Source organism: Phreatobacter stygius (assembly GCF_005144885.1).
Lineage (GTDB): Bacteria > Pseudomonadota > Alphaproteobacteria > Rhizobiales > Phreatobacteraceae > Phreatobacter > Phreatobacter stygius.
The window spans coordinates 2,129,757-2,151,220 of record NZ_CP039690.1 but is presented as its reverse complement, the minus strand read 5'-3'; the positions used below and the strand labels follow the sequence as shown (position 1 = coordinate 2,151,220).

Below are 21,464 nucleotides of genomic sequence, written 5' to 3'. Positions count from 1 at the left end.
CTTGCCGCAGGTCTCGGCCTCTTGGACCTCTTCCTGAGCCCGAGGGGATTGGCTACACCACGCAGAGAGGCTGCGGATGTCACCATGCTCGACAAGTTCTTCGCATTGATCGCGGATATGGCCGGCGAACGGCAGGAAACCTTCGAGGCGGGCGACTACCGGGTCGCCGCGGCGGCTCTGCTGGTCCATGTCATGACGGTCGACGGCGATGTCGCTCCGGTCGAGCTCGCCAAGCTCAAGATCATCCTGTCGCGCGGTTTCACGCTTGGCGCGCATGACACCGAGCTCCTGATCGAGGCGGCGACCAATGCCGAGAACGAAGCGGTGGACCTGACCACCTTCACCGCCGTGCTGGTGCGCAAGCTGGACGAGACCGAGCGCCGGCGCATCGTCGAGATGATGTGGAGCCTGGTGCTGGCCGACGGCGAGGCCCATGAATTCGAGGAGGCGGTGGTTGCCCGCGCCGCCGATCTGCTGGGCGTGCCGCAGGCCGGCGCCCAAAGGCCCGAGGGCGTTTGACTGGCGTTTGACTGGCGCTTGACTGGCGTTTGACCGACGGTTGGATGCGGCCTGCGCCGGGCCATCCGGCCAGCTGGGTCAGCCTTTCTCGGCGGCAATCTCGGCCTTGAGATCGAGCGTGCTGCGCACGCCCAGATCGTCGTAGTGGGTGTCGAGGAAATGTTTGGCGGCAAGCCGGCCGGCATCGCGCAGCTGCAGGAAGAAATCATAGTCCGTCGTGGTCTTCGAGCTCGCCGTCAGCCCTTCGATGGCGTCGCCGAGCGCGATGCGGTGCATCTTCACGTGGCGATACTGGCCGGGCCGCCGGCCATGCGGCAGCTTGCCCTCGGCGACCAGGCGGGAGACGAATTCGACTGCGCGCAGTTCCGACTGCAGCGAGGAATTGAAGGTGATCTCGTTGACCCGGTTGACGATGTCGCGTGACGATGTCGGGGTTTCCTGGCGAACCACCGGATTGATCTGCACCAGGATGACGTCTTCCGCCTCGGTCGTGCGAAACAGCGGAAAGATTGGCGGATTGCCCATATAGCCGCCGTCCCAATAGGGCACGCCGTCGATCTCCACGGCCTTGAACAGCATCGGCAGGCAGGCCGAGGCCATGACCGCCTTGCAGGTCATGCGCTCGCGGCTGAACAAGGCGAGCTTGCCGGTCGTGACATTGGTCGCGGCGATGAAAACCTGCAGCCGGTCATAAGCGGCCAGCCGCTCGAAATCGACGAACTGGTGGATCAGGTCCTGCAGTGGATTGATGTCGAAGGGGTTGAGATCATAGGGGGAAAAGAAGCGCTGCATCGAATTCATCCAGGCTTCCATTGGCGACCCCGCATAGGGCATCACCGAGAACAGCCGGTCGATCACCTGGCGCTGCAGTGGCGCCATGTTGCCGTCGATCGATGTCGCCTTCCAGAAGGCCGAAAGCCGGTCCTGCGCGGCGATCGGGCCGCCGGCAGCCAGGCCATCGGCGAGCAGCACCGCATTGATCGCGCCGGCGGAGGCGCCGGTGACGCCGTCGATGGTCAAGCGCATATCCGAGAGCAGGCCGTCCAGCACGCCCCAGGTGAAGGCGCCGTGCGCGCCTCCGCCCTGCAGCGCGAGATTGATGCGCTTGCCGCCGTTCTTCTTCATGCGGCCGTCCAGCCACCGTCGATCAGCATGTTGGCGCCGGTCACCGAGGCCGCCGCATCGGAAGCGAGGTAGAGCGCCAGCGCCGCGACCTCGTCGGTGGTGACGAATTTTTTGGTCGGCTGGGCGGTCAAAAGCACGTCGTTGATGACCTGTTCCTTGGTCATGTTGCGCGCCTTCATCGTGTCGGGGATCTGCTTTTCCACCAGCGGCGTCCAGACATAGCCGGGCGAGATGCAATTGGCGGTGATGCCGAAGCTGGCGAGCTCGAGCGCGATGGTCTTGGTGAAGCCGAGCAGGCCATGCTTGGCGGCGACATAGGCCGACTTGAACGGCGAGGCGACCACCGAATGGGCGGAGGCGATGTTGATGATCCGGCCGAAGCCGTTTGCCTTCATGCCCGGCACCACGGCCCGGGTCAGATGGAAACCGGAGACCAGATTGATCGCGATGATCGCGTCGAACTTTTCGATCGGGAATTCCTCGACCGGCGAGACATGCTGGATGCCGGCGCTGTTGACCAGGATATCGACCTTGCCGAGGCCCTGCTCGGCGGCCCTGACCAGGGCGGCGATCTCGTCGGGCTTGGTCATGTCGGCGGGCGAGAACAACACCTTGCGGCCGGTCTCGGCGGCCAGCGACGCCCGGATCGCCTCGATCTCCTCGGGCTTGCCGAGGCCGTTCAGCATGATGTCGGCGCCTTCATGCGCAAGCGCCTTGGCGATCCCCAGACCGATGCCGCTGGTCGACCCGGTGACGAGCGCGCTCTTCCCATTCAACGCCATGATATCCATCTCCTGTGTCACGCCGGTCCAACGCCAAATCGCGGCATGTTGGCACGGTCGCGAGCCGTTTGCATTGCAACATTGGCCGAGCTGCGGTGCGGCTTTGGCCCGACACGCTGTCGTGATAAGACCGCCGCAAGATCTGGAGTGAAGTCAACGCCATGTTGAAAGTCCGAGCAACGGCGCACGATCATGCCTGCGAGCACGGCCATCCGCCGGCCGATGCGCTGGCCTTTGCCGAGACACGCTGCGCCGAACGTCGTCTCAAGCTGACGCCGATCCGCCGCGAGGTGCTGGAACATCTGGCGGCTTCATCGGCGCCGGTCGGCGCCTATGACCTGATCGAACGCATGCACGGCGCGAGCGGCCGGCGGCCGGCACCGATCACCGTCTATCGGGCGCTGGACTTCCTGCTGGAAGCCGGCCTTGCCCATCGCATCGAGAGCCGCAACGCCTTCATTGCCTGCGCCCATCGGCACGACCGCTCGGATCTCGTGGTGTTCATGATCTGCGACGCCTGCGGTTGCGTCTCCGAGGCGCCGGCCGCGAGCGTCCAGCGCGACCTCGACAAGATCGCCCAGGGCGCCGGCTTCCGGCCGGCGTCACAGGTGGTCGAGATGTTCGGTCGCTGCGCGCATTGCGGCTGAGGCGGCCGAAGCCGCCGGATCAGGCCGCCTTCAGCGCATCGACAAAGGCCTGAACCTCGTCCTGCAGCGTGCCGGCATGGCCGGCAAGGTCGGTGGCAAGCCCGGTCAATTCGCCGGCCGACCGACCGGTCGTCTCGGCGGCCTGGCCGACGCCGGTTATCGTGCCGGTGACGCCGGCGGCGGCGGCTGCCGCTTTCTGGCAATTGCCGGCGATCTCATGGGTTGCCGCGCCCTGCTGTTCGATGGCGGCGGCAACCGCGGCGGTGATCGCCTTGATCGTGTCGATGGTCGAGCCGATGGCGGTAATCGACATGACGGTGGCGGCGGTGGCGCCCTGGATCTCGGTGATCTTGGTGGCGATCTCCTCGGTCGCCTTGGCGGTCTGGGCGGCGAGGTTTTTCACCTCCGAGGCGACCACCGCGAAACCCCTGCCGGATTCGCCGGCGCGGGCGGCCTCGATGGTCGCGTTGAGCGCCAGCAGATTGGTCTGGTCGGCGATCGCCTTGATCAGGTTGACGACGTCGCCGATCCGGTCGGCGGAGCCGGCGAGGTCGCGGATCTGCTCTTCCGAACGCTTGGCTTCGCCGACGGCGGTGTCGGCGCTCTCCGCCGATTTCATCACCTGCGCGTTGATCTCGCGCACCGATGCCGCGAGCTCCTCGGTCGAGGCGGCAACCGTCTGGACGTTGATCGAGGCGATTTCGGCGGCGCCCGCCACTTCGCCGGCCTGGCGTGAGGTTTCCTCCGCGGTCGCCGAGAGGTCGCTTGCCGAAACCGCGACGCGGCCGGAGGAGGCGGTGAAGCCGGAGGCGAGGTCGCTCATCTTGGCGACGAAGGCTTCGGCCACGGCATTGCGCCGGGCGAGCCGTTCGGCTTCGGCGAGCTGGCGGGCCTGTTCTTCGCTGCGCGCCTGGTCGGCATCACGCATGGTGTCGCGGAACACCGCCATGGCGCCGGCCATGGCGCCAACCTCGTCGGTTCGGCCCTGGCCGGGAATGGCGATGTCGAGCTTGCCGGAGGACAGGTCCTGCATCGCGGCGGTCATGCCGCTGATCGGCCGGACGATCATCCGGGCCAACACCAGCGCTATGGCAAGGCCGGCGACCAGCGACAGCAATGCCGCCAGCGTCAGCGCGGTCGACAGCGAATTGGCGAGATCGGCGGAATTGCGGGTGTCTTCGGTCAGCAGTGCGATCTGGCCGTCGATCAGGCCGCCTTGGCGGACGCCTTCGGCATTGGCGGGCCCCTCGAGCGCATCCAGAATGCGATTGGTCAGTGGTGTCACCTGATCGTGCATCATCGCAAGCGGCGCATTCCATCCCGAACCGCTGCGCAGCGAGGTTGCCGCGGCCGAGCCCTTGCGCACCGACAGGAAGCCGAAGCGGATCTGGTTCAGCGCCCTGGTCTGGTCTTCCGAGAGTGCGCTGGCGAGCCCGCCAATGTCGCGGATCCGGTCGCCGGCGGTGGTCCAGGCGCGCTCGAAGGCGGCCTTGTCCTGATCCCGGCCCAGATGGATGAAGCCGCGCAGGTGGCGGGTCGCCGACAGAATGCTGGATTGCAGCGCCACGCCCGCGGTCAGCAATTGCTCGGACGCGACGGGATTGCTGATCTCCTTGGTGATCAGGATGCCGAGCGCCTCCTCCAGTGGCTGAAGGCGCGGCACGATCTCGCGTTCATAGGCCGTCAGGGCCGGGTAATGATCCGGCGTACCGACCACGGCAAGCAGCCGTTGCTGGGCCTTCTGCATGTCCTCGAACAGCGGGTGGGCCTCTTTCCACCTGGCGCGATGAGCCTCGTCGGCGAAATCGGCGGCGTAGCGGTCCATCTCGTCGCGCGCCTTGGTGAGATCGCGCCAAATCTGCTCCCAGCGCCGGACATGGGCTTCGTCGGGATCGATCAGATGGTCGCGCAGCGCGACCTGCGTGCGGTTCACTGCGTCGACGATGCGGGTGCCGAGAATGGCGGTCGGCGAGCGCACCGCGGCCACCTTCTCCATGCTTTCCGAAATGGTCCGGGCGCGCCAGACCGAGACACCGGCGCTCACCGCCGAGATCGCTATGAGGGCGGCGAAACCGGCGATCAACTTGGCGCGAAGATTGAAGGCGAGCATCAGTGTTCCCATCGGTTCTTTTTTTCGTGGCGCAGCTGAGCAAGTCTTGGTGAAGTTTCGATTAAGTCAGAGATGTCGCAGCCAAATCTTGTCATGAAACACCGCTATGACGTTCGGTCAGCACCAGCCTCGCGCCGACTGCCGCTTCGACAGGCCGCGGCACACGGTCGGCCGACCCGGCGCCGGGCCTCTGGCTTGTCGGCCCGGGGAAGGTTATGTGCTCAGGGCGCATAAGCGGAGACGAGAGCGATGATCCAGGGCTTTGGGGTGAAAACCCGCCAGCGGACGGTCGGCGTCAAAGTCGGCTCGGTCCAGGTCGGCGGCGGCGCACCGATCGTCGTCCAGTCGATGACCAACACCGATACCGCCGATGTCGAGGCGACGGTTCGCCAGGTCGCGGCCCTGGCACGCGCCGGCTCGGAACTGGTGCGCATCACGGTCGATCGCGACGAGAGCGCCGCCGCCGTGCCGCATATCCGCGACCGGCTCGCCCGCATGCGCGTCGAAGTGCCGCTGGTCGGCGACTTCCATTATATCGGCCACAAGCTGCTGGCCGATCATCCGGCCTGCGCCGAAGCGCTCGACAAATACCGGATCAACCCGGGCAATGTCGGTTTCAAGGACAAGAAGGACAGGCAATTCGCCATGATCGTCGAAAAGGCGATCGAACATGGCAAGGCCGTGCGCATCGGCGCCAATTGGGGTTCGCTCGACCAGGAACTGCTGACCCATCTGATGGACGAGAACGCCAAGAGCGCCGCGCCGCTGGAGGCGCGCGCGGTCATGCATGAGGCGATGGTCCAGTCCTGCGTGCTGTCCGCCAGGCGTGCCGAGGAGATTGGCCTTGCCAAGGACCGGATCATCCTGTCGGCCAAGGTTTCGGCGGTGCAGGATCTGATTTCGGTCTATCGGATGCTCGCGTTGCGGGCGGACTATGCGCTGCATCTCGGTCTCACCGAGGCCGGCATGGGCTCGAAAGGCATTGTCGCTTCCTCGGCGGCGCTCGGTGTCGTGCTGCAGGACGGCATCGGCGATACCGTTCGCGTATCGCTGACGCCCGAGCCGAACGGCGACCGGACGCTGGAGGTGAAGGTCGCGCAGGAGATCCTGCAGACCATGGGCATCAGAACCTTCGTGCCGCTGGTCGCGGCCTGTCCGGGCTGCGGCCGCACCACCTCGACGCTGTTCCAGGAGCTGGCCCAGGACATCCAGGGTTTCATCCACGCATCGATGCCGGAGTGGAAGACCCGCTATCCCGGCGTCGAGGCGCTGAATGTCGCCGTCATGGGCTGTATCGTGAATGGGCCGGGCGAATCGAAACATGCCGATATCGGCATTTCGTTGCCGGGTACCGGCGAAAACCCGGCCGCTCCGGTCTTCGTCGACGGGCACAAGGTCACCACGCTGCGCGGCCCGACCGTTGCCGCCGACTTCAAGGCCATGGTGATCGACTATATCGAGAAACGTTATGGTGTCGGCCGGCCGCAAGCCACGGCGGCGGAGTAGGCATGCCCGCCGCGGTCGTCACCGGCGTCTCCACCGGCATCGGTGAAGCGATCGCCGCCGATCTGACCAGGCGCGGCTGGCGTGTCTTCGGCACGGTGCGCCGGGTCGAGGATCGCGAGCGGCTGAAGCTGGCTCTCGGCGAAAATTTCACCGGACTGATCGCCGACGTCACCGATATCGATTCACTTGGCCTTGCCGCGACCATGGTTGCGGATGCGCTGGGCCATGAGCCGCTGGCCGGCCTGGTCTGCAACGCCGGCGTGTCGCTGCCGGGGCCGCTGCTGCACCAGCCGCTGGATGAGCTGGACCAGCAGTGGAACGTCAATGTGCGCGGCCTGGTGGCGACCGTTCAGGCCTTTGCCGGCCTTCTCGGCGCCAGCGAGCGCTTCACCGGCAAGCCCGGCCGTATCGTCACCATGTCGTCGGTGTCGGGCGAACTGGTCTGGCCTTTCGTCGGCGGCTATGCCGCGTCGAAACACGCCGTCGAGGCGGTCAGCCACGCACTGCGCCGCGAGCTGATGCCGTTCGGCGTCGACGTGGTGATCATCGGCCCGGGGCCGGTGGCGACGCCGATCTGGGAAAAATCCTCCGCCGCGATCGATCGCAGCCGCTATCAGGCGACCTTTTACGGACCGATCATCGAAAAATTCGAGAAGGAAGTGCTGGCGCGGGCAAATGACGCGCTGCCGGCGGAAGCCGTCGCCGACGTCGTGTTTCACGCGCTGACCACGGCGAAACCGAAAACGCGTTATCCGCTGACGCGTTCGTCGCTGACCAACTGGACGCTGCCGCGGCTGCTGCCCGACCGCGTGCTCGACCGGCTGGCGGCCAAGCGCCTCGGCCTGAACCGCCGCAAATAGCCGACGCCCGGCCGCGCGAGGCGGGGCCAGGCGCCTCCTTGTCTTAGCGGAACAGCAGGGACGACAATTTGCGGCGGCCGGCGAGCGTCGCCTCGTCCATGGGCCCCCAGGCCTCGAAGAACTGGACCAGCTGCTTGCGCGCGCCATCGTCGTTCCAGGCGCGGTCGCGCTTGAAGATCTCGAGCAAGTGGTCGGCGGCTTCGTCGCGCTTGCCGGCGGCGTTCAGCGCCACCGCGAGATCGAAACGGGCCTGATGATCGGCCGGGTTCTTGGCGATCTTGTCTTCGAATTCCTGGATCGGACCGAGCTCGGCCGCCTGCTCGGCAAGCTCGAGCGCGGCCTTGGCGGCGGCCACCGCCTTGTCGTTCAGCTTGTTCTCGGGCACCTGGGCCAGCACGGCCTTGGCCTGTTCCAGATCGCCCGCCTCGACGGCTGCGCGCGCCAGGCCGCCAAGCGCCCCGAGATTGTCCGGCTCGACGCTCAACACCTGGGCATAGATCTCGGCCGCGCCGGCGAGATTGCCTTCGGCCAGCAGGCCATCGGCCTGGGTGATCACCTCGGCCATGTCGGCGCCAGCCTTGCTGCCTACCAGCTTTTCGATGAAGGCGCTGACCTGCCCCTCGGGCAGGGCACCCATGAAGCCATCGATGGCCTGGCCCTTGTCGAAGGCGATGACCGCCGGGATCGACTGGATGCCGAGCTGGCCGGCGACCTGGGGATGGTCGTCGATGTTCATCTTGACCAGCTTCACCTTGCCCTTGAAGGCATTGACCACCTTCTCGATCACCGGGGTGAGCTGCTTGCAGGGGCCGCACCAGGGCGCCCAGAAATCGACCAGAACCGGCTGGGTCTTGGATTCCTCCAGCACATCCTTGACGAAATCCTTGGTGGTCGTCTCCTTGACCAGGCCTTCGACCGGGGCGGCACTGGCCGGCGACGCGGCCGGAGCTGCCGGCTGAACCGCCGGCTGAGCTGCCGCTCCGCCATAACCGCCACCGAAGGAGCCGCCAAAGGATCCACCAAACTTCGCGCTGCCGTTGCCGCTCATCGCATGCTCCTCGCAGGACCGCCGGGCCCGCCGTGATCGAATTGTTCGAGGCATAGATGGACGCTCAGGCTCAAAATGCAACGTGAAATCGAGCCGTGCGGTGGTGGCCGTGGCCAGACGGCCATCGGCCGACTGGCCGAATGCCCTTGGCTTGACAGGCTTTGAGTGCCGACTAGCGTCTTGGCCCAAGCAGGACAGGCCGCTTCGATCGGCCGAGGAGGAAGCATTGACCCATGGCGGACCGCTGGCCGGCCTGACGGTGATCGAACTGGCGGGCCTGGGGCCCGGACCATTCTGCGGCATGATGCTGGCCGACATGGGCGCCGAGGTGATCCGGGTCGATCGGGCCGGGGCTGCCTCCTGGTCGGCGGACGGCTCGCTCGGCCGGGGCCGCAAGTCGATCGCGGTCGATCTGAAAAAACCCGGCGCGGCCGAACTGATCCTGCGCTTCGTGGCCAAGGTGGATGCGCTGATCGAAGGCTTTCGCCCAGGTGTCGCCGAGCGGCTCGGCCTCGGCCCTGACGTCTGTCTCGCCGCCAATCCGCGCCTCGTTTATGGCCGGATGACCGGCTGGGGCCAGGACGGGCCGCTGGCCTCGGCGCCCGGCCACGACATCAACTACGCGGCTCTGTCGGGCATGCTCTGGCCGATCGGCCCGGCCGACCGGCCGCCGGCCATTCCCTTGAACCTGGTCGGCGATTTCGGCGGCGGCGGCATGATGCTGGCGCTTGGCATCACCGCCGGCGTGCTCAGCGCGCGCGCCACCGGCAAGGGCCAGGTGGTGGACGCCGCCATGGTCGACGGCGCTGCCGTGCTGGGCTCGATCATCTTCGGCATGATCGGCAAGAAGACCTGGAAGGTCGAGCGTGAAGCCAACATGCTCGACGGCGGAGCGCCGTTCTACGGCGTCTATGAGACCGCCGATGGGCGCTACGTCTCGATCGGTTCGCTCGAGCCGCAATTCTACGCCGCGCTGATCCGGCTCCTGGATCTGACCGATCCGCGTTTCGCCAAGCAGTGGGACAAGGCAATGTGGCCCGACCTCAGGGCGACATTGACGGCAACGTTCAAGTCCCGGACGCGCGATGCCTGGTGCGACCTGCTCGACGGCAGCGATGTCTGTTTCGCGCCGGTGCTGGATCCCGCGGAAGCCGCGACCCATCCCCATAATGTCGCCCGCGGCACGTTCACCGAGGTCGATGGCGCGCCGATGCCGCAACCGGCGCCGCGCTTCTCGGCAACGCCGACGCGGCTCGGGACGCCATCCGGCGAACCCGGGGCCGATACCGGCTCCTTGCTGCTGGGGGCCGGCTTCAGCCGGCAGGAGATCGAGGCGGCCAAGGCATCGGGCCTGATCGCGGGAAGGATCGACGCGTGACCGAAGCAACGATCTATGCGGTGACCGACGGCATCGCGACATTGACGCTCAACCGGCCGGACCGGCTCAATGCCTTTAACGACCAGCTGGTCGTCGAGAGCCTTGCGGCGGTGGCGGCGGCAAGAGCCGACGCGGCGGTGAAGGCCTTGATCCTGACCGGAGCCGGGCGCGGTTTCTGCGCCGGCGCCGATCTGCAGGGGCTGGCGCCGTCGGCCGATGGCGTCAATGCTGCCATGCGCGATCTCTACAACCCGTTGATCATGGCGATCGACGGCTTTCCGAAACCGACGGTCGCGGCGATCAATGGCGTCGCCGCGGGGGCAGGTGTCGGCCTGGCGCTGGCCTGCGACATTGCCGTTGCCGTGCGCTCGGCGAGTTTTGTGCTCACCTTCGGACCGCAGCTCGGGCTGGTGCCGGATCTCGGCGTGACCTGGTTCCTGCCGCGCGCCATCGGGCGGGCCCGCGCGCGGGCGCTGGCCCTGCTCGGCGACAAGCTGCCGGCCGAGACCGCCGCCGCATGGGGATTGGTCTGGACCTGTGTCGATGACGATGCCTGCATGGCGTCGGCCCGCTCGATCGCGACGCGGCTCGGCGAGGGATCGGCGGAGGCCTTTGCCAATATCCGCCGGCTGCTGGATGCCGCCGAGACGCGCGGGCTTGGCGATCAGCTCGACGACGAGCGCGAGACCCAGGTCCAGCTCATCGGCAAACCGGCCTTCGCCAAGGGCGTCGCCAACTTCCTCGCCAAGCGCACGACGTGAAGGACGGAGCATGACCGAGAGTTTTGCCGACATCATCGAACGAGCCCGGCCGCTGATCGCTTCGGCACCGGTTTCGGATGCGCTCGACCAGCACGGGTTCCACCGGCAGATCCTGCCGCCCAACATTCGCCCGGTCGATGACGGGACGGTGCTGTTTGGTCCGGTCCGCACCGGTTCCTACCGGCCGATCTGGGAAAACATCGAGAACATCTACGATCTGGAGATCGCGCTGGTCGACGACCTCAAGGCCGGCGAGGTCTGCGTGCTGGCGTGTGGCGGCAATCTCAGCATTGGCCCCTGGGGCGAGCTTCTGTCGACCCGCGCCCGCTACCTGAATGCCGCGGGGTTCCTGACCGATGGCGCGGCGCGCGACGTCGCGGCGATCCGGGCCATGGGCTTTCCGGTGTTCACCGGAGCGCTGTCGCCGGCCGATACCCAGGGCCGCGGCATGATGGCGGCCAAGGATATTCCGATCCGCATTGGCGAGACCGACATCGCGCCCGGCGACATCATTGTCGGCGACGTCGACGGCGTGGTCGTCGTGCCGCGCGCCGCTGCGCTGGAGGTGCTGTCGACCGCACTCGGCAAGATCACCGGCGAACGGCGCATGCGGGCCGACATCGAGGCCGGCATGTCGCTGGCCGAGGCCTTCAGGAAACACGGTCTCCTGTGAGCGGAGGCGGTCAGGCGGCCGAGACCAGCGGCGGCGCCTCGGCATGGCCGCTCGACGGGTCGCCGTCGAAGCCGGCGTCGCTCCACTGCAGCTTCTTGTAGTTGAAGCCGCGCTGGATCGTCGGCTTGACGATGGCGAAATAGGGCGAGATGTCGAAATCGCGCGGCGCATAGAGCGAATGATGGCGGATATGCAGGATCTCCCGCCGTGCCGCCCGGCCGCGCACCCGCTGCTCGCCTTCGTGCGCCACCCGTTCGATCTTCGGCAGGATCGGATAGCGCACGGATTCGAAGGCCTGGGCGATCAGGGTCGAGCAGATGGCGCGGGTCGGATCGCCGGAGCCGAAGGCGATCATCCGCCGGCGCCAGCGCACCGGGATCGGCACGGGCAACAGGAAGCGCAACATGTCGAGGATGTTCTTCAGGTCGTAGTCGAGGCCGATCCGGGCGGTCATGAAACTCGACACCCGTTGCTGGTCGTCGGTGGTCAGGCCCACCGGCCGGCAGATGCGGGTGTGGAAGTCGCGGTATTTCGACAAGGGCGCGGAGATCACGCCTTCGCCGAGATAGGCCTCGATCAACACATGGGGCTCGCCGTTCGGTTCGAAACGGCCCTCGATCGGCCCGACATACATGGCGGCGTGCGACCAGGTCGACTGGGTCAGGTATTTGATCACGGCGGAGATGCGGGTATCGCCTTCGACCAGCAGGATATCAGCCGGACGCAGCGCCGCGCGCAGCGCAAAAGGATCGCTCGGCGTGGTCGGCTCATAGCCCGGCGACCGCTTGTCCAGGAAGCGCGCAACGCGCCTTCCGAGCGCCTCGAGTAGCCGTTCTCCCATGACGTCCCTCCCCAGGGACCCCCGTTGTCCGGAGGCCAAGTGTCTGTCGCGATCGGTTGCAAACAGGTTCACGTCTGGCGTCACCATGGCCAAGACGGTGCCATGAGCCCGTGATAAGCGTCACATATTGTCGGGATTCGCTGAGCACAATGAACGGAATGTTGATGACCCGCCGCAGTCTCCTCGCCGCTTCGGCAACGCTGGCGGCGGGGCAGGCCTCCGCCCAGGGGGCGCGATTGCCGGCCGAGGTCGACACCGTGATCATCGGCGCCGGCGCCGCCGGCATCGCCGCGGCGCGCAAGCTGATCGCCGCCGGCCGGTCGGTTGTGGTGCTCGAGGCCAAGGATCGGGTCGGCGGCCGCTGCGTCACCGATACCGTCAATTTCGGCATGCCGATGGATCTCGGCGCCCATTGGATTCATGCCCCGGCCGACAATCCGCTGGTGCCGCTCGCCCGCGCCGCCGGCTTTTCGCTCTATGACGATCCCGACAAGCAGCGCCTTCTGATCAAAGGCCGGGGGCCGCGCGAAGGCGAGCGGGAGGGTTTCGCCTCGGCGCTGCGCCGGTCGCAGCGGGCGATCCTGGACGCAGGCGAAGCCGGTCGCGAGGTGGCGCTGTCCGAAGTGGTGCCAAGCGACCTGGCCGACTGGCGGCCGACCGTCGAATTCCTCAAGGGTGCCTGGGACTCGGGCAAGGAGATGGCGCAAATCTCCTGCGTCGACTTCTACAATGCCATCGAAACCCGCGACATGTTCTGCCGGGAAGGCTTCGGCACCATCATCGCCAAGCTCGCCGAAGGCCTGCCGGTCCAGTTGTCGACCGCGGTGACCAAGGTCGACTGGTCGGGCCGGGGCGTGACGGTGGAGACGCCGGCCGGCAGCCTGAAGGGCCGCGCGGCGATCGTCACGGTGTCCACCGCCGTGCTCGCCGCCAATGTCATCCGCTTCGCGCCGGCGCTTCCCAAACGCCAGCAGGACGCCATCAATGGGCTGACCTGCGGCGCCTATGAACACCTGATGGTGCATCTGCCCGACAATCCCGTGGATGCGGCGCCGGACGAGGCCTTCGTGATCAAGGCGGACGGACCTGCCGTCGCCAAGCCGCTTGCCCGGATTGGCGGTTCGGACTGGTGGTACCTCGATATCGGCGGCCGCTTCGCCCGCGACCTGGCGGCCGCGGGGCCGGCGGCGATGAAGGCCTTCGCCAGCGAATTCGTCAGCAATGAACTCGGTCCGCGCGCCCGCCGGGCACTGGGTGAGGTCCAGGTGACGTCCTGGAGCACCGATCCCTTCGTCCGCGGTGCCTGGTCGGTCGCAGGTCCCGGCCTGACGCCGCAGCGGCTGCGTCTTGCCGAGCCGGTCGGCCAGCGCATCCTGTTCGCCGGGGAGGCGACCGACGAGGGCTTGTGGGGCACCGTCGGAGGCGCCTGGGCCTCGGGCGAGCGGGCCGCCGACCAGGCGCTGCGCTGGCTCGCGCCGCCGGTCGTCGATCGGCGGCGGCGCTGAAGCGAGCCGGGCACGCCGAAATCTCAACGGCTCATTAACGTTAACGGATTATGACCGGAGGCATTGAGGGGATCCTGCCCGATTCCGGAGTTCACGATGCTGCGTCTCGTTTCGCGCCCGCCGCGCAAATCCCAGCTGATCCTGGCCATGACGGTTGCCGCATTGGCCCTGGCAGGCTGTACCTCGCGGTCGCGTTCGGGCGGCGGCGATGTCACCGGTTCGGTGCCGGTCCAGGCGCAATTCTCCGAGCAGCAGGCGCGCCAGGAGATCGACGGCCTTGCCGCGCGCTATCAGTCGAGCCCCCAGGATGCCAACAACGCCATGCGTTATGGCCGGGCGTTGAGGGCGACCGGCCAGGCGGCGCAGGCGGTTGCCGTGCTGGAGCGGGTGGCGATCAGGGATTCGCGCAATCTGGCCCTGCTCGGCGAATACGGCCGGGCGCTGGCCGATACCGGCCGCTACGAGCAGGCCATGCAAGTGCTGACGCGGGCGCAGCGCCCGGACATGCCGGATTGGCGCATCGTCAATGTCCAGGGCTCGATCCTGGACCAGATGTCTCGGCATGACGAAGCCCAGAAATTGTATGAGGACGCGCTCAGGATCGCGCCGGGACAGCCGGCGGTCCTGAGCAATCTCGGCCTGTCGCTGGCCTTGTCGCGCAAGCTGCCGCAGGCCGAGCAATTGCTGCGTCAGGCCGCTGCCCATCCGGCGGCCGATCGGCGGGTCAGGCAGAACCTGGCGCTGGTCATTGGCCTGCAAGGCCGGTTCGGCGAGGCCGAGGAACTGGCGCGCAAGGATCTGGCTCCGGCCGAGGCCGAGCAGAACGTCGCCTATCTGCGCTCCATGCTGGCCCGGCAGAGCGCGCCGCCGCCGGCGCGCAGCCGACCGCCGGCGCCGGCAGCGCGCGGCTGAGGTCAGGAACCCAAGCGAACACATGACGACGGCCGGAATGCTGACGCATCCGGCCGTCGATTTCGCTCAGAAGCTGCGCCGGTCTTATTCGGCGGCGAGACGGACCGCTGGCGCCGCCGCCTTCACGTCGGCATCGACATAGGGCTCGAACTTGGTGAAGTTCTCCTGGAACATCTCGACCAGCTTGCGCGCGGTCGTGTCGAACTCGGCCTTATCGCGCCAGGTCTTGATCGGATAAAGCATGTGCGGCGGCACGCCCGGCACCGAGGTCGGCACGGCGAAGCCGAAATAGGGGTCGCGACGGAAATCGGCACGGTTCAGCGATCCGTCCAGCGCCGAGCGCAGCAGGAGCCGGGTGATCGAGATCGGCATGCGGCGGCCGACGCCATGCTTGCCGCCGGTCCAGCCGGTATTGACCAGCCAGCAATCGACATGGTGCCGGGCGATCAGCTCACGCAGCAGGTTGCCATATTCGGACGGATGGCGCGGCATGAACGGAGCGCCGAAGCAGGTCGAAAAGGTCGGCTGCGGCTCGGTCACGCCCTTTTCGGTGCCGGCGACTTTTGCCGTGAAGCCCGAGAGGAAGTGATACATCGCTTCCGCCGGGGTCAGCTTGGCGATCGGCGGCATGACTCCATAGGCATCCGCCGTCAGCATCACGATGTTCTTCGGGTGGCCGGAGCGGCCGGTTTCCGAGGCATTCGCGATGAAATGCATGGGGTAGGCGACGCGGGTATTTTCGGTCTTCGAGCTGTCGTCGAAATCCGGGATGCGGGTGACCGGGTCGATCACGACATTTTCCATCACCGAGCCGAAGCGCTCGGTGGTTGCATAGATTTCCGGCTCGGCCTCGCGCGACAGCTTGATCGCCTTGGCATAGCAGCCGCCTTCGAAGTTGAAGATGCCGTCCTTGCCCCAGCCATGCTCGTCGTCGCCGATGAGCGTGCGGGTCGCATCGGCCGACAGCGTGGTCTTGCCGGTGCCGGAGAGGCCGAAAAACACCGCGGTATCGCCGTTCGGCCCGACATTGGCCGAACAATGCATCGGCATGACCCCCTGCGGCGGCAGCAGGAAGTTCAGCATGGTGAAGACCGATTTCTTCATCTCGCCGGCATAGCTGGAGCCGCCGATCAGCACGATCTTGCGGGTGAAGTCGCAGGCGATCACGGTTTCCGTGCGCACGCCGTATTTTTTCGGATCGGCCCGGAACGACGGCAGGTCGACGATCGTCATGTCGGGCACGAAGGAGGCAAGCTCGCCGCGCGCCGGCCGGATCAGGAGATTGCGGATGAACAGGTTGTGCCAGGCATATTCGGTGAAGACGCGGGTCTTGATCCGGGTCGCCGGGTCGGCGCCGCCATGCAGGTCCTGGGCGAACAGTTCGCGGCCGGCCGCATGGGCCAGCATGTCCGTCATGAGAAGCTCGAACGCTTCGGGCGACATCGCGCCGTTATTGTCCCACCATACCGTCTTGTCGGTGGTGGCGTCGCGGACGATGAACTTGTCCTTGGGCGAACGTCCGGTGTGCTGGCCGGTCTCGGCGACCAGCGGCCCGCCGGCCGAGAGTTTGGCTTCGCCGCGGGCGATCGCTTCTTCGACCAGTTGCGGTTCGAGATAGTTCCAGTGGATCGCCTTGAGCCCCGAAAAGCCGAAAGCGTCGGCTCCGTGCGCCTTATTCCAGGTTCCGGTCTGATTCACGGAAGTCCTCCCTTGAGCCCCTGCGTTTTCCGCCACGCTAGAGCAGTATGGTGTTCCCAAGACGGGGGTCACGAAAGATGGCGCTTCCCCTAATCCAAAGGCTCCTGGCCGGCAAGTGCAACCGATGGCAGAGGCCTAAGTTCCAAGTCCAATCCTGCGCCGGAATGACCGCGCAGGCGAGCCTGGGTCGTTGAAGCGCTTGCCAAGGCGGCCGCCGCGCGGCAGAGACGCGCGATGAAGCCGGTTTCGAACCCATCCGACCGCAGTTTGCGCTCTGCCGACGATCTGGTCGAGGCGCGACTTGTCGCGCCGGCGCGCCGGCGCGAGGTCGAGCTGGTGGCCGGGCGCTATGCGGTGGCGCTGACGCCCGCCGTGGCCGGCCTGATCGACCGAACCGATGCGCATGACCCGATCGCGGCGCAATTCGTACCTGATATCCGCGAGCTCGACCGGCAGGCGGTCGAGCGCGACGACCCGATCGGCGATCAGGCCTATTCGCCGGTCGAGGGCATCGTCCATCGCTACCCCGACCGGGTTCTCTTGAAGATCGTCCATGTCTGCCCGGTCTATTGCCGCTTCTGCTTCCGGCGCGAAATGGTCGGCCCGAAAGGCATGGGCAATCTGTCGCCGGCGGCGCTGGCCGAGGCGCTCGCCTATGTCGCGGCCCGGCCGGCGATCTTCGAGGTGATCCTGACCGGCGGCGATCCCTTCATGCTGTCGGCCAGGCGGGTTCGCGCGGTGACGCGGGCGCTTGCCGCCATCCCGCATGTCAAGGTCATCCGCTGGCATACCCGTGTGCCGGTGGTCGATCCTGCCCGTATCACGGCGGATTTCGCCCGGGCCTTGCGGGCGCCGGGCAAGGCTGTCTATGTCGCCGTTCACGCCAACCATCCGCGCGAATTCAGCGCCGGGGCCGAAGCCGCGCTCGGCCTGCTCGCCGATGCCGGCATCGCCTTGGTCAGCCAGAGCGTGCTGTTGAAGGGCATCAATGACGATGCCGAGACGATGGCGGCGCTGATGCGCGCCTTCCTGGCCAACCGGGTCAAGCCCTATTACCTGCACCAGGCCGATCTGGCACCCGGGACCGGGCATTTCCGCACCACGATCGCCGAAGGCCAGGCCTTGATGCGCCAGTTGCGCGGCCGCTTGTCCGGCCTCGCCCAGCCGACCTATGTGCTCGATATTCCCGGCGGCGAAGGCAAGGTGCCGCTCGGGCCGGACTATTCGGGGGCCGGCGAGGTGACCGACTATCGCGGCGGCCGCCACAGCTATCCACCGGCCGACGACTGAGGAGACCTGATCAGATGGATGTGAAGGACAGCAATGGCGCCATCCTGAAGGACGGCGACACGGTGACCCTGATCAAGGATCTGAAGGTCAAAGGGACCTCGGTCACCCTGAAGCGCGGCACCGTGGTCAAGGGCATCCGGCTGACCGACAACGAGGACGAGGTGGAGTGCCGGGTCGACAAGGTCAAAGGGCTGGTGCTCAGGACCGAGTTCCTCAAGAAGGCCTGATCAGCCTCACTCGGCGATCGGCACCCGGCTTTCGACCGTGATGGCTTCGGGCGTCAGCCGGCAGCGATAGGCCAGCATCTCGACACCGCGGTCTCGCGCCCGGTCGAAGGCGCGGCCATAGGCCGGGTCGATGTCGCGGGCGAGCGCGAAACGGTCGGCGCCGCCATATTGGATCAGGAAGACCATGACGGCCCGCGCGCCGGCCTCGACCTGCTCGCCGAGCTCCTCCAGATGTTTGGCGCCGCGCGCGGTCACCGAGTCGGGGAATTCGGCGAGGCCCGGCCGGCGCATCAGATGAACGTTTTTCACCTCGACATAGCAGGGCGGCCGGCCATCGGCGGTCAGCAGCATGTCGACGCGCGAATTCCGGCCATAAGCGACCTCCGGGCGGAGCGCCTCATAACCTGACAGTTCGGCAATGGTGCCGTCGAGGATGGCGGCGGCGACAAGGCCGTTGGGATGGCCGGTATTGATGCCGACCATCTCGACGCCGCGGCCGAAATCGATCTCGGCGAGCTCCCAGGAATGGCTGAGCTTGCGTGCCGGATTGCTCGATTTCGACAGCCAGACCCTGGCTCCCGGCACGTTCAGCCCGAGCATCGAGCCCGGATTGGCGCAATGCACGGTCATCGCCTCGCCGGTGTCGAGCACGACATCGGCGAGGAAGCGCTTGTAGCGCAGGACCAGACGGCCGGGGATCAATGGCGAGGCAAAACGCATCCCTTTTCACTCAAGGGACGTTGCCGCCCAGTTCGTCATCGACATGGGCGCGGACGATTTCCTCGAAACTGTTCTCCGCACTGAAGCCCAAGCTGGTGGCACGCGCCGCATTGAACCGTTGCGGCCAGCCCGAGACGATCTTGATGATCACCGGATCGGGTTCGCGCCGCACCAGCTTCAAGGCCTTGTCGCCGCCGATCTTGCGCAGCGCGTCGAGCTCTTCGCCAATGGTCGCGGCGACGCCGGGCATGGTCAGGTTGCGGCGCCAGCCGAGCGGCTCGAGATTCATCGTCGCGGCATGAATGAGGAAACCGACCGCCGAACGCGGGCTGGCATGCCAATGCATTACGTCGTCGCCCACCGGCAGGATCGCTTCCTGGCCGGCCAGTGGCTCGCGGATGATGTTGGAGAAGAAGCCGGAGGCCGCCTTGTTGGGCTTGCCGGGGCGCACGCAGATGGTCGGCAGGCGGATGCCGATGCCGTCGAGAAAGCCCTTGCGCGAATAGTCGGTGAGCAGGAGCTCGCCGATCGCCTTCTGGGTGCCGTAGCTGGTCAGCGGGGTGTGGAAGAACTCGTCGTCGATCACCGCGTGGAACGGCGCGCCGTAGACCGCGATGGAGGAGGTGAACACCACGCGCGGATGATAGGGCGCGCGCAAGCCCTCCTGACGGATCGCCTCGTAGAGCTGGCGGGTGCCGTCGAGATTGATCCGGTAGCCCTTGTCGAAATCGGCCTCGGCCTCGCCCGACACGATGGCCGCGAGGTGGAAGATGACATCGGGACGTGCGCCGATCATCGGGCCGGCGGTGTTGGGCGCCGAGATATCGCTCGCCCAGGCGGTCACCCGGCCAGGGAAGGCCGTCGGTTTTTCCGGTGCCACGACATCGACCAGCGACAGGGCGGTGATCGGCTTGCCGGCGAGCTGGCCGTCGGCGACGAGACGATCGGTCAGCTTGCGGCCGACCATGCCGGCGGCTCCAATGATCAGAATATGCAAGGGCGTGTCCTCTGCTGGGCCTCGTTTGCGCCGACCTTACCGCCCTAAGACCGAGCGTGGAACAGGCACGGACGCTTGGGCCGAATGCGGTCGTTGCATCCGCCGCCATTGACGCGTCGGGCGGCCCGCGCCATGGAGCAGACGACAAGGGCGAAGTCCCGGGACATTCAGGAGTGAAGCAACCATGGCGACCGTCCTGTCCGGCGAGTGGGACTATATCATCTGCGGTGCCGGCACCGCCGGCTGCGTGCTGGCCAACCGGCTGACGGCCAACCCCAAAAATCGCGTGCTGCTGATCGAGGCCGGCACCAAGGACGACTGGATCTGGTTCCACATCCCGGTCGGCTATCTCTTCGCCATCGGCAATCCGCGCGCCGACTGGATGTTCAAGACCGAGCCGGAAGCCGGGCTCAACGGCCGCTCGCTGGTCTATCCGCGCGGCAAGGTGATCGGCGGCTCCTCGGCGATCAACGCCATGATCGTCATGCGTGGCCAGGCCGCCGACTATGACCATTGGCGCCAGCTCGGCCTGACCGGCTGGGGCTGGGACGATGTGAAGCCGATCTTCAAGGGCGTCGAGGACCATTTCCTCGGCGCCAGCGAACATCACGGCGCCGGCGGCGAATGGCGGGTCGAGGCGCCGCGGGTGCGCTGGGACCTGCTCGACCGGGTGCGCGAGGCGGCGACCCAGATGGGCATCCCGGCGATCGACGACTTCAACACCGGCGACAACGAGGGCGCCGCCTATTTCCACGTCAACCAGAAGAAGGGCCTGCGCTGGTCGTCGGCGCGCGGCTTCCTCAAGCCGGTGATCGACAAGCGCGACAATCTGGAGGTGCTGTCCGGCGCCGTCGTCGAAAGACTGACGATCGATGGCGGCCGGATCACCGGGGTTGAGCTGAGGCGCGGCGGCGAGACGCTGGTCGCCCGTTCGGTCGGCGAGGTCATCCTGGCCTCCGGCTCGGTCGGCTCGACCCAGATCCTCGAACTGTCGGGCATTGGCCGGGGCGAGGTGCTCGGCCGTCACGGCATCCCGGTGGCGCTCGACAAGCCGGGCGTCGGCGAGAACCTGCAGGACCACCTGCAATTGCGCGCGATCTACAAGATCGACGGCGTGAAGACGCTGAACGAGACCTACCACAACCTGATGAAACGGGCCTGGATGGGCATGGAATATGCCCTGTTCCGCTCAGGCCCGCTGACCATGGCGCCGTCCCAGCTCGGCATTTTCACCCGCTCCGACCCAAGCCAGGAACGGGCCAATATCCAGTTCCACATCCAGCCCCTGTCGCTCGACAAGTTCGGCGAGCCGCTGCACCGCTTTCCAGCCTTCACCGCGGCAGCCTGCAACCTCCGGCCGACGTCGCGCGGCTCGATCCATATCCGCTCGGCGGATTTCGCCGACAAGCCGGTCATCGCACCGAACTATCTGGCGACCGAAGAGGACCGCCTGGTGGCGGCCGATTGCATCCGGCAGACCCGCCGGCTGGTCAGCCAGCCGGCGCTGGCGCCCTATCATCCGCAGGAATATCTGCCGGGGCCGTCGGTCGGCGATGATCCGGAAAGCCTTGCCAAGGCGGCCGGTGATATCGGCACGACCATTTTCCATCCCGTCGGCACGGCCAAGATGGGGCTGCGCTCCGACCCCACCGCCGTGGTCGACGAACGGCTGAGGGTGATCGGCATCGACGGTCTCAGGGTGGTCGATGCCTCGGTGATGCCGACGATCACCTCGGGCAATACCAATACGCCGACCCTGATGATCGCCGAGAAGGGCTCGCGGATGATCATCGAGGATGGCCGGCGCTAAGGCGCGCCGCGATGTGACATCGGCCGCCGGCCTATCCGGTTGGATGCGCCGGCGG

At 66.8% G+C, this 21,464-nt stretch carries 20 protein-coding genes; 12 read left to right on the top strand and 8 right to left on the bottom strand.

Translation table 11 applies throughout. From position 1 onward, the window contains the following. The first annotated feature begins 84 nt into the window (after nucleotides 1-84). Nucleotides 85-519, top strand: coding sequence for a tellurite resistance TerB family protein (locus E8M01_RS09795; RefSeq protein WP_136959954.1), 435 nt, complete (start codon nucleotides 85-87; stop codon nucleotides 517-519). Nucleotides 520-597: 78 nt separating this feature from the next. Here the strand turns inward: E8M01_RS09795 and E8M01_RS09790 are convergent, their stop codons facing one another. Together E8M01_RS09790 and E8M01_RS09785 are read right to left on the bottom strand one after the other, a co-directional pair. Further along, the gene (locus E8M01_RS09790; protein ID WP_136959953.1) at nucleotides 598-1,644 is read right to left on the bottom strand and encodes a patatin-like phospholipase family protein; all 1,047 of its coding nucleotides are present in this window, start codon (nucleotides 1,642-1,644) and stop codon (nucleotides 598-600) included. After that, a complete protein-coding gene (locus tag E8M01_RS09785) occupies nucleotides 1,641-2,426 on the bottom strand; it encodes a 3-hydroxybutyrate dehydrogenase (protein ID WP_136959952.1) in 786 nt (261 codons plus the stop codon). The genes E8M01_RS09790 and E8M01_RS09785 overlap by 4 nt, the downstream gene beginning before the upstream one ends. Nucleotides 2,427-2,587: 161 nt before the next feature. Between E8M01_RS09785 and E8M01_RS09780 the strand changes: the two genes are divergently transcribed. Continuing rightward, on the top strand, nucleotides 2,588-3,073 hold the full coding sequence (locus E8M01_RS09780; protein WP_136959951.1) for a transcriptional repressor: 486 nt from the start codon (nucleotides 2,588-2,590) through the stop codon (nucleotides 3,071-3,073). 19 nt (nucleotides 3,074-3,092) lie between these two features. Here the strand turns inward: E8M01_RS09780 and E8M01_RS09775 are convergent, their stop codons facing one another. Beyond that, nucleotides 3,093-5,195, bottom strand: a complete 2,103-nt coding sequence (locus E8M01_RS09775) for a methyl-accepting chemotaxis protein (protein WP_136959950.1) — start codon at nucleotides 5,193-5,195, stop codon at nucleotides 3,093-3,095. Between the two features lie 237 nt (nucleotides 5,196-5,432). On the opposite strand from E8M01_RS09775, the gene ispG reads away from it, so the two are divergent. Together ispG and E8M01_RS09765 are read left to right on the top strand one after the other, a co-directional pair. Next, nucleotides 5,433-6,689: a flavodoxin-dependent (E)-4-hydroxy-3-methylbut-2-enyl-diphosphate synthase gene (ispG, locus tag E8M01_RS09770; protein ID WP_136959949.1), complete on the top strand. Its 1,257-nt coding sequence runs from the start codon at nucleotides 5,433-5,435 to the stop codon at nucleotides 6,687-6,689. A 2-nt stretch (nucleotides 6,690-6,691) separates the two neighbouring features. Continuing rightward, entirely contained in the window at nucleotides 6,692-7,549 is an 858-nt protein-coding gene (locus E8M01_RS09765; protein WP_136959948.1) for an SDR family NAD(P)-dependent oxidoreductase, read from the top strand. Between the two features lie 43 nt (nucleotides 7,550-7,592). Here the strand turns inward: E8M01_RS09765 and trxA are convergent, their stop codons facing one another. Continuing rightward, on the bottom strand, nucleotides 7,593-8,597 hold the full coding sequence (gene trxA, locus E8M01_RS09760) for a thioredoxin (RefSeq protein ID WP_136959947.1): 1,005 nt from the start codon (nucleotides 8,595-8,597) through the stop codon (nucleotides 7,593-7,595). A gap of 226 nt (nucleotides 8,598-8,823) precedes the next feature. On the opposite strand from trxA, the gene E8M01_RS09755 reads away from it, so the two are divergent. Genes E8M01_RS09755 through E8M01_RS09745 form a run of 3 tightly spaced genes read left to right on the top strand, consistent with a single transcriptional unit; the run spans nucleotide 8,824 to nucleotide 11,409 of the window. Further along, nucleotides 8,824-9,975, top strand: a complete 1,152-nt coding sequence (locus tag E8M01_RS09755) for a CaiB/BaiF CoA transferase family protein (protein WP_136959946.1) — start codon at nucleotides 8,824-8,826, stop codon at nucleotides 9,973-9,975. After that, nucleotides 9,972-10,736: an enoyl-CoA hydratase-related protein gene (locus E8M01_RS09750; RefSeq protein WP_136959945.1), complete on the top strand. Its 765-nt coding sequence runs from the start codon at nucleotides 9,972-9,974 to the stop codon at nucleotides 10,734-10,736. The genes E8M01_RS09755 and E8M01_RS09750 overlap by 4 nt, the downstream gene beginning before the upstream one ends. A 10-nt stretch (nucleotides 10,737-10,746) precedes the next feature. Further along, on the top strand, nucleotides 10,747-11,409 hold the full coding sequence (locus tag E8M01_RS09745; protein WP_136959944.1) for an RraA family protein: 663 nt from the start codon (nucleotides 10,747-10,749) through the stop codon (nucleotides 11,407-11,409). 10 nt (nucleotides 11,410-11,419) lie between these two features. On the opposite strand, the gene E8M01_RS09740 is transcribed toward E8M01_RS09745, so the two are convergent. After that, complete coding sequence (locus E8M01_RS09740) at nucleotides 11,420-12,250, bottom strand: C40 family peptidase (RefSeq protein ID WP_136959943.1); 831 nt, start codon at nucleotides 12,248-12,250, stop codon at nucleotides 11,420-11,422. Between the two features lie 164 nt (nucleotides 12,251-12,414). Here E8M01_RS09740 and E8M01_RS09735 point away from each other — a divergent pair, with 164 nt between their 5' ends. Together E8M01_RS09735 and E8M01_RS09730 are read left to right on the top strand one after the other, a co-directional pair. Then, on the top strand, nucleotides 12,415-13,755 hold the full coding sequence (locus E8M01_RS09735; RefSeq protein ID WP_170181844.1) for a flavin monoamine oxidase family protein: 1,341 nt from the start codon (nucleotides 12,415-12,417) through the stop codon (nucleotides 13,753-13,755). Nucleotides 13,756-13,851: 96 nt separating this feature from the next. Then, nucleotides 13,852-14,667 carry a tetratricopeptide repeat protein gene (locus E8M01_RS09730; protein ID WP_136959941.1) on the top strand — a complete coding sequence of 272 codons (816 nt, stop codon included), beginning with the start codon at nucleotides 13,852-13,854 and terminating at the stop codon, nucleotides 14,665-14,667. 84 nt (nucleotides 14,668-14,751) lie between these two features. Here the strand turns inward: E8M01_RS09730 and E8M01_RS09725 are convergent, their stop codons facing one another. Further along, complete coding sequence (locus E8M01_RS09725) at nucleotides 14,752-16,365, bottom strand: phosphoenolpyruvate carboxykinase (protein WP_136959940.1); 1,614 nt, start codon at nucleotides 16,363-16,365, stop codon at nucleotides 14,752-14,754. A gap of 234 nt (nucleotides 16,366-16,599) precedes the next feature. Here E8M01_RS09725 and E8M01_RS09720 point away from each other — a divergent pair, with 234 nt between their 5' ends. Both E8M01_RS09720 and E8M01_RS09715 read left to right on the top strand, forming a co-directional pair. Beyond that, complete coding sequence (locus tag E8M01_RS09720) at nucleotides 16,600-17,655, top strand: lysine-2,3-aminomutase-like protein (RefSeq protein ID WP_136959939.1); 1,056 nt, start codon at nucleotides 16,600-16,602, stop codon at nucleotides 17,653-17,655. Between the two features lie 14 nt (nucleotides 17,656-17,669). Continuing rightward, nucleotides 17,670-17,882: an alkylphosphonate utilization protein gene (locus tag E8M01_RS09715; protein WP_136959938.1), complete on the top strand. Its 213-nt coding sequence runs from the start codon at nucleotides 17,670-17,672 to the stop codon at nucleotides 17,880-17,882. A 6-nt stretch (nucleotides 17,883-17,888) separates the two neighbouring features. Here the strand turns inward: E8M01_RS09715 and sfsA are convergent, their stop codons facing one another. After that, nucleotides 17,889-18,602 (bottom strand): DNA/RNA nuclease SfsA, encoded by a 714-nt coding sequence (gene sfsA, locus E8M01_RS09710; protein WP_136959937.1) that lies wholly within the window; start codon nucleotides 18,600-18,602, stop codon nucleotides 17,889-17,891. Nucleotides 18,603-18,612: 10 nt separating this feature from the next. Further along, nucleotides 18,613-19,599, bottom strand: coding sequence for a D-erythronate dehydrogenase (denD, locus tag E8M01_RS09705; RefSeq protein WP_136959936.1), 987 nt, complete (start codon nucleotides 19,597-19,599; stop codon nucleotides 18,613-18,615). A gap of 184 nt (nucleotides 19,600-19,783) precedes the next feature. On the opposite strand from denD, the gene E8M01_RS09700 reads away from it, so the two are divergent. Beyond that, on the top strand, nucleotides 19,784-21,409 hold the full coding sequence (locus E8M01_RS09700) for a GMC family oxidoreductase (RefSeq protein WP_136959935.1): 1,626 nt from the start codon (nucleotides 19,784-19,786) through the stop codon (nucleotides 21,407-21,409). The last annotated feature ends 55 nt before the right edge of the window (nucleotides 21,410-21,464 follow it).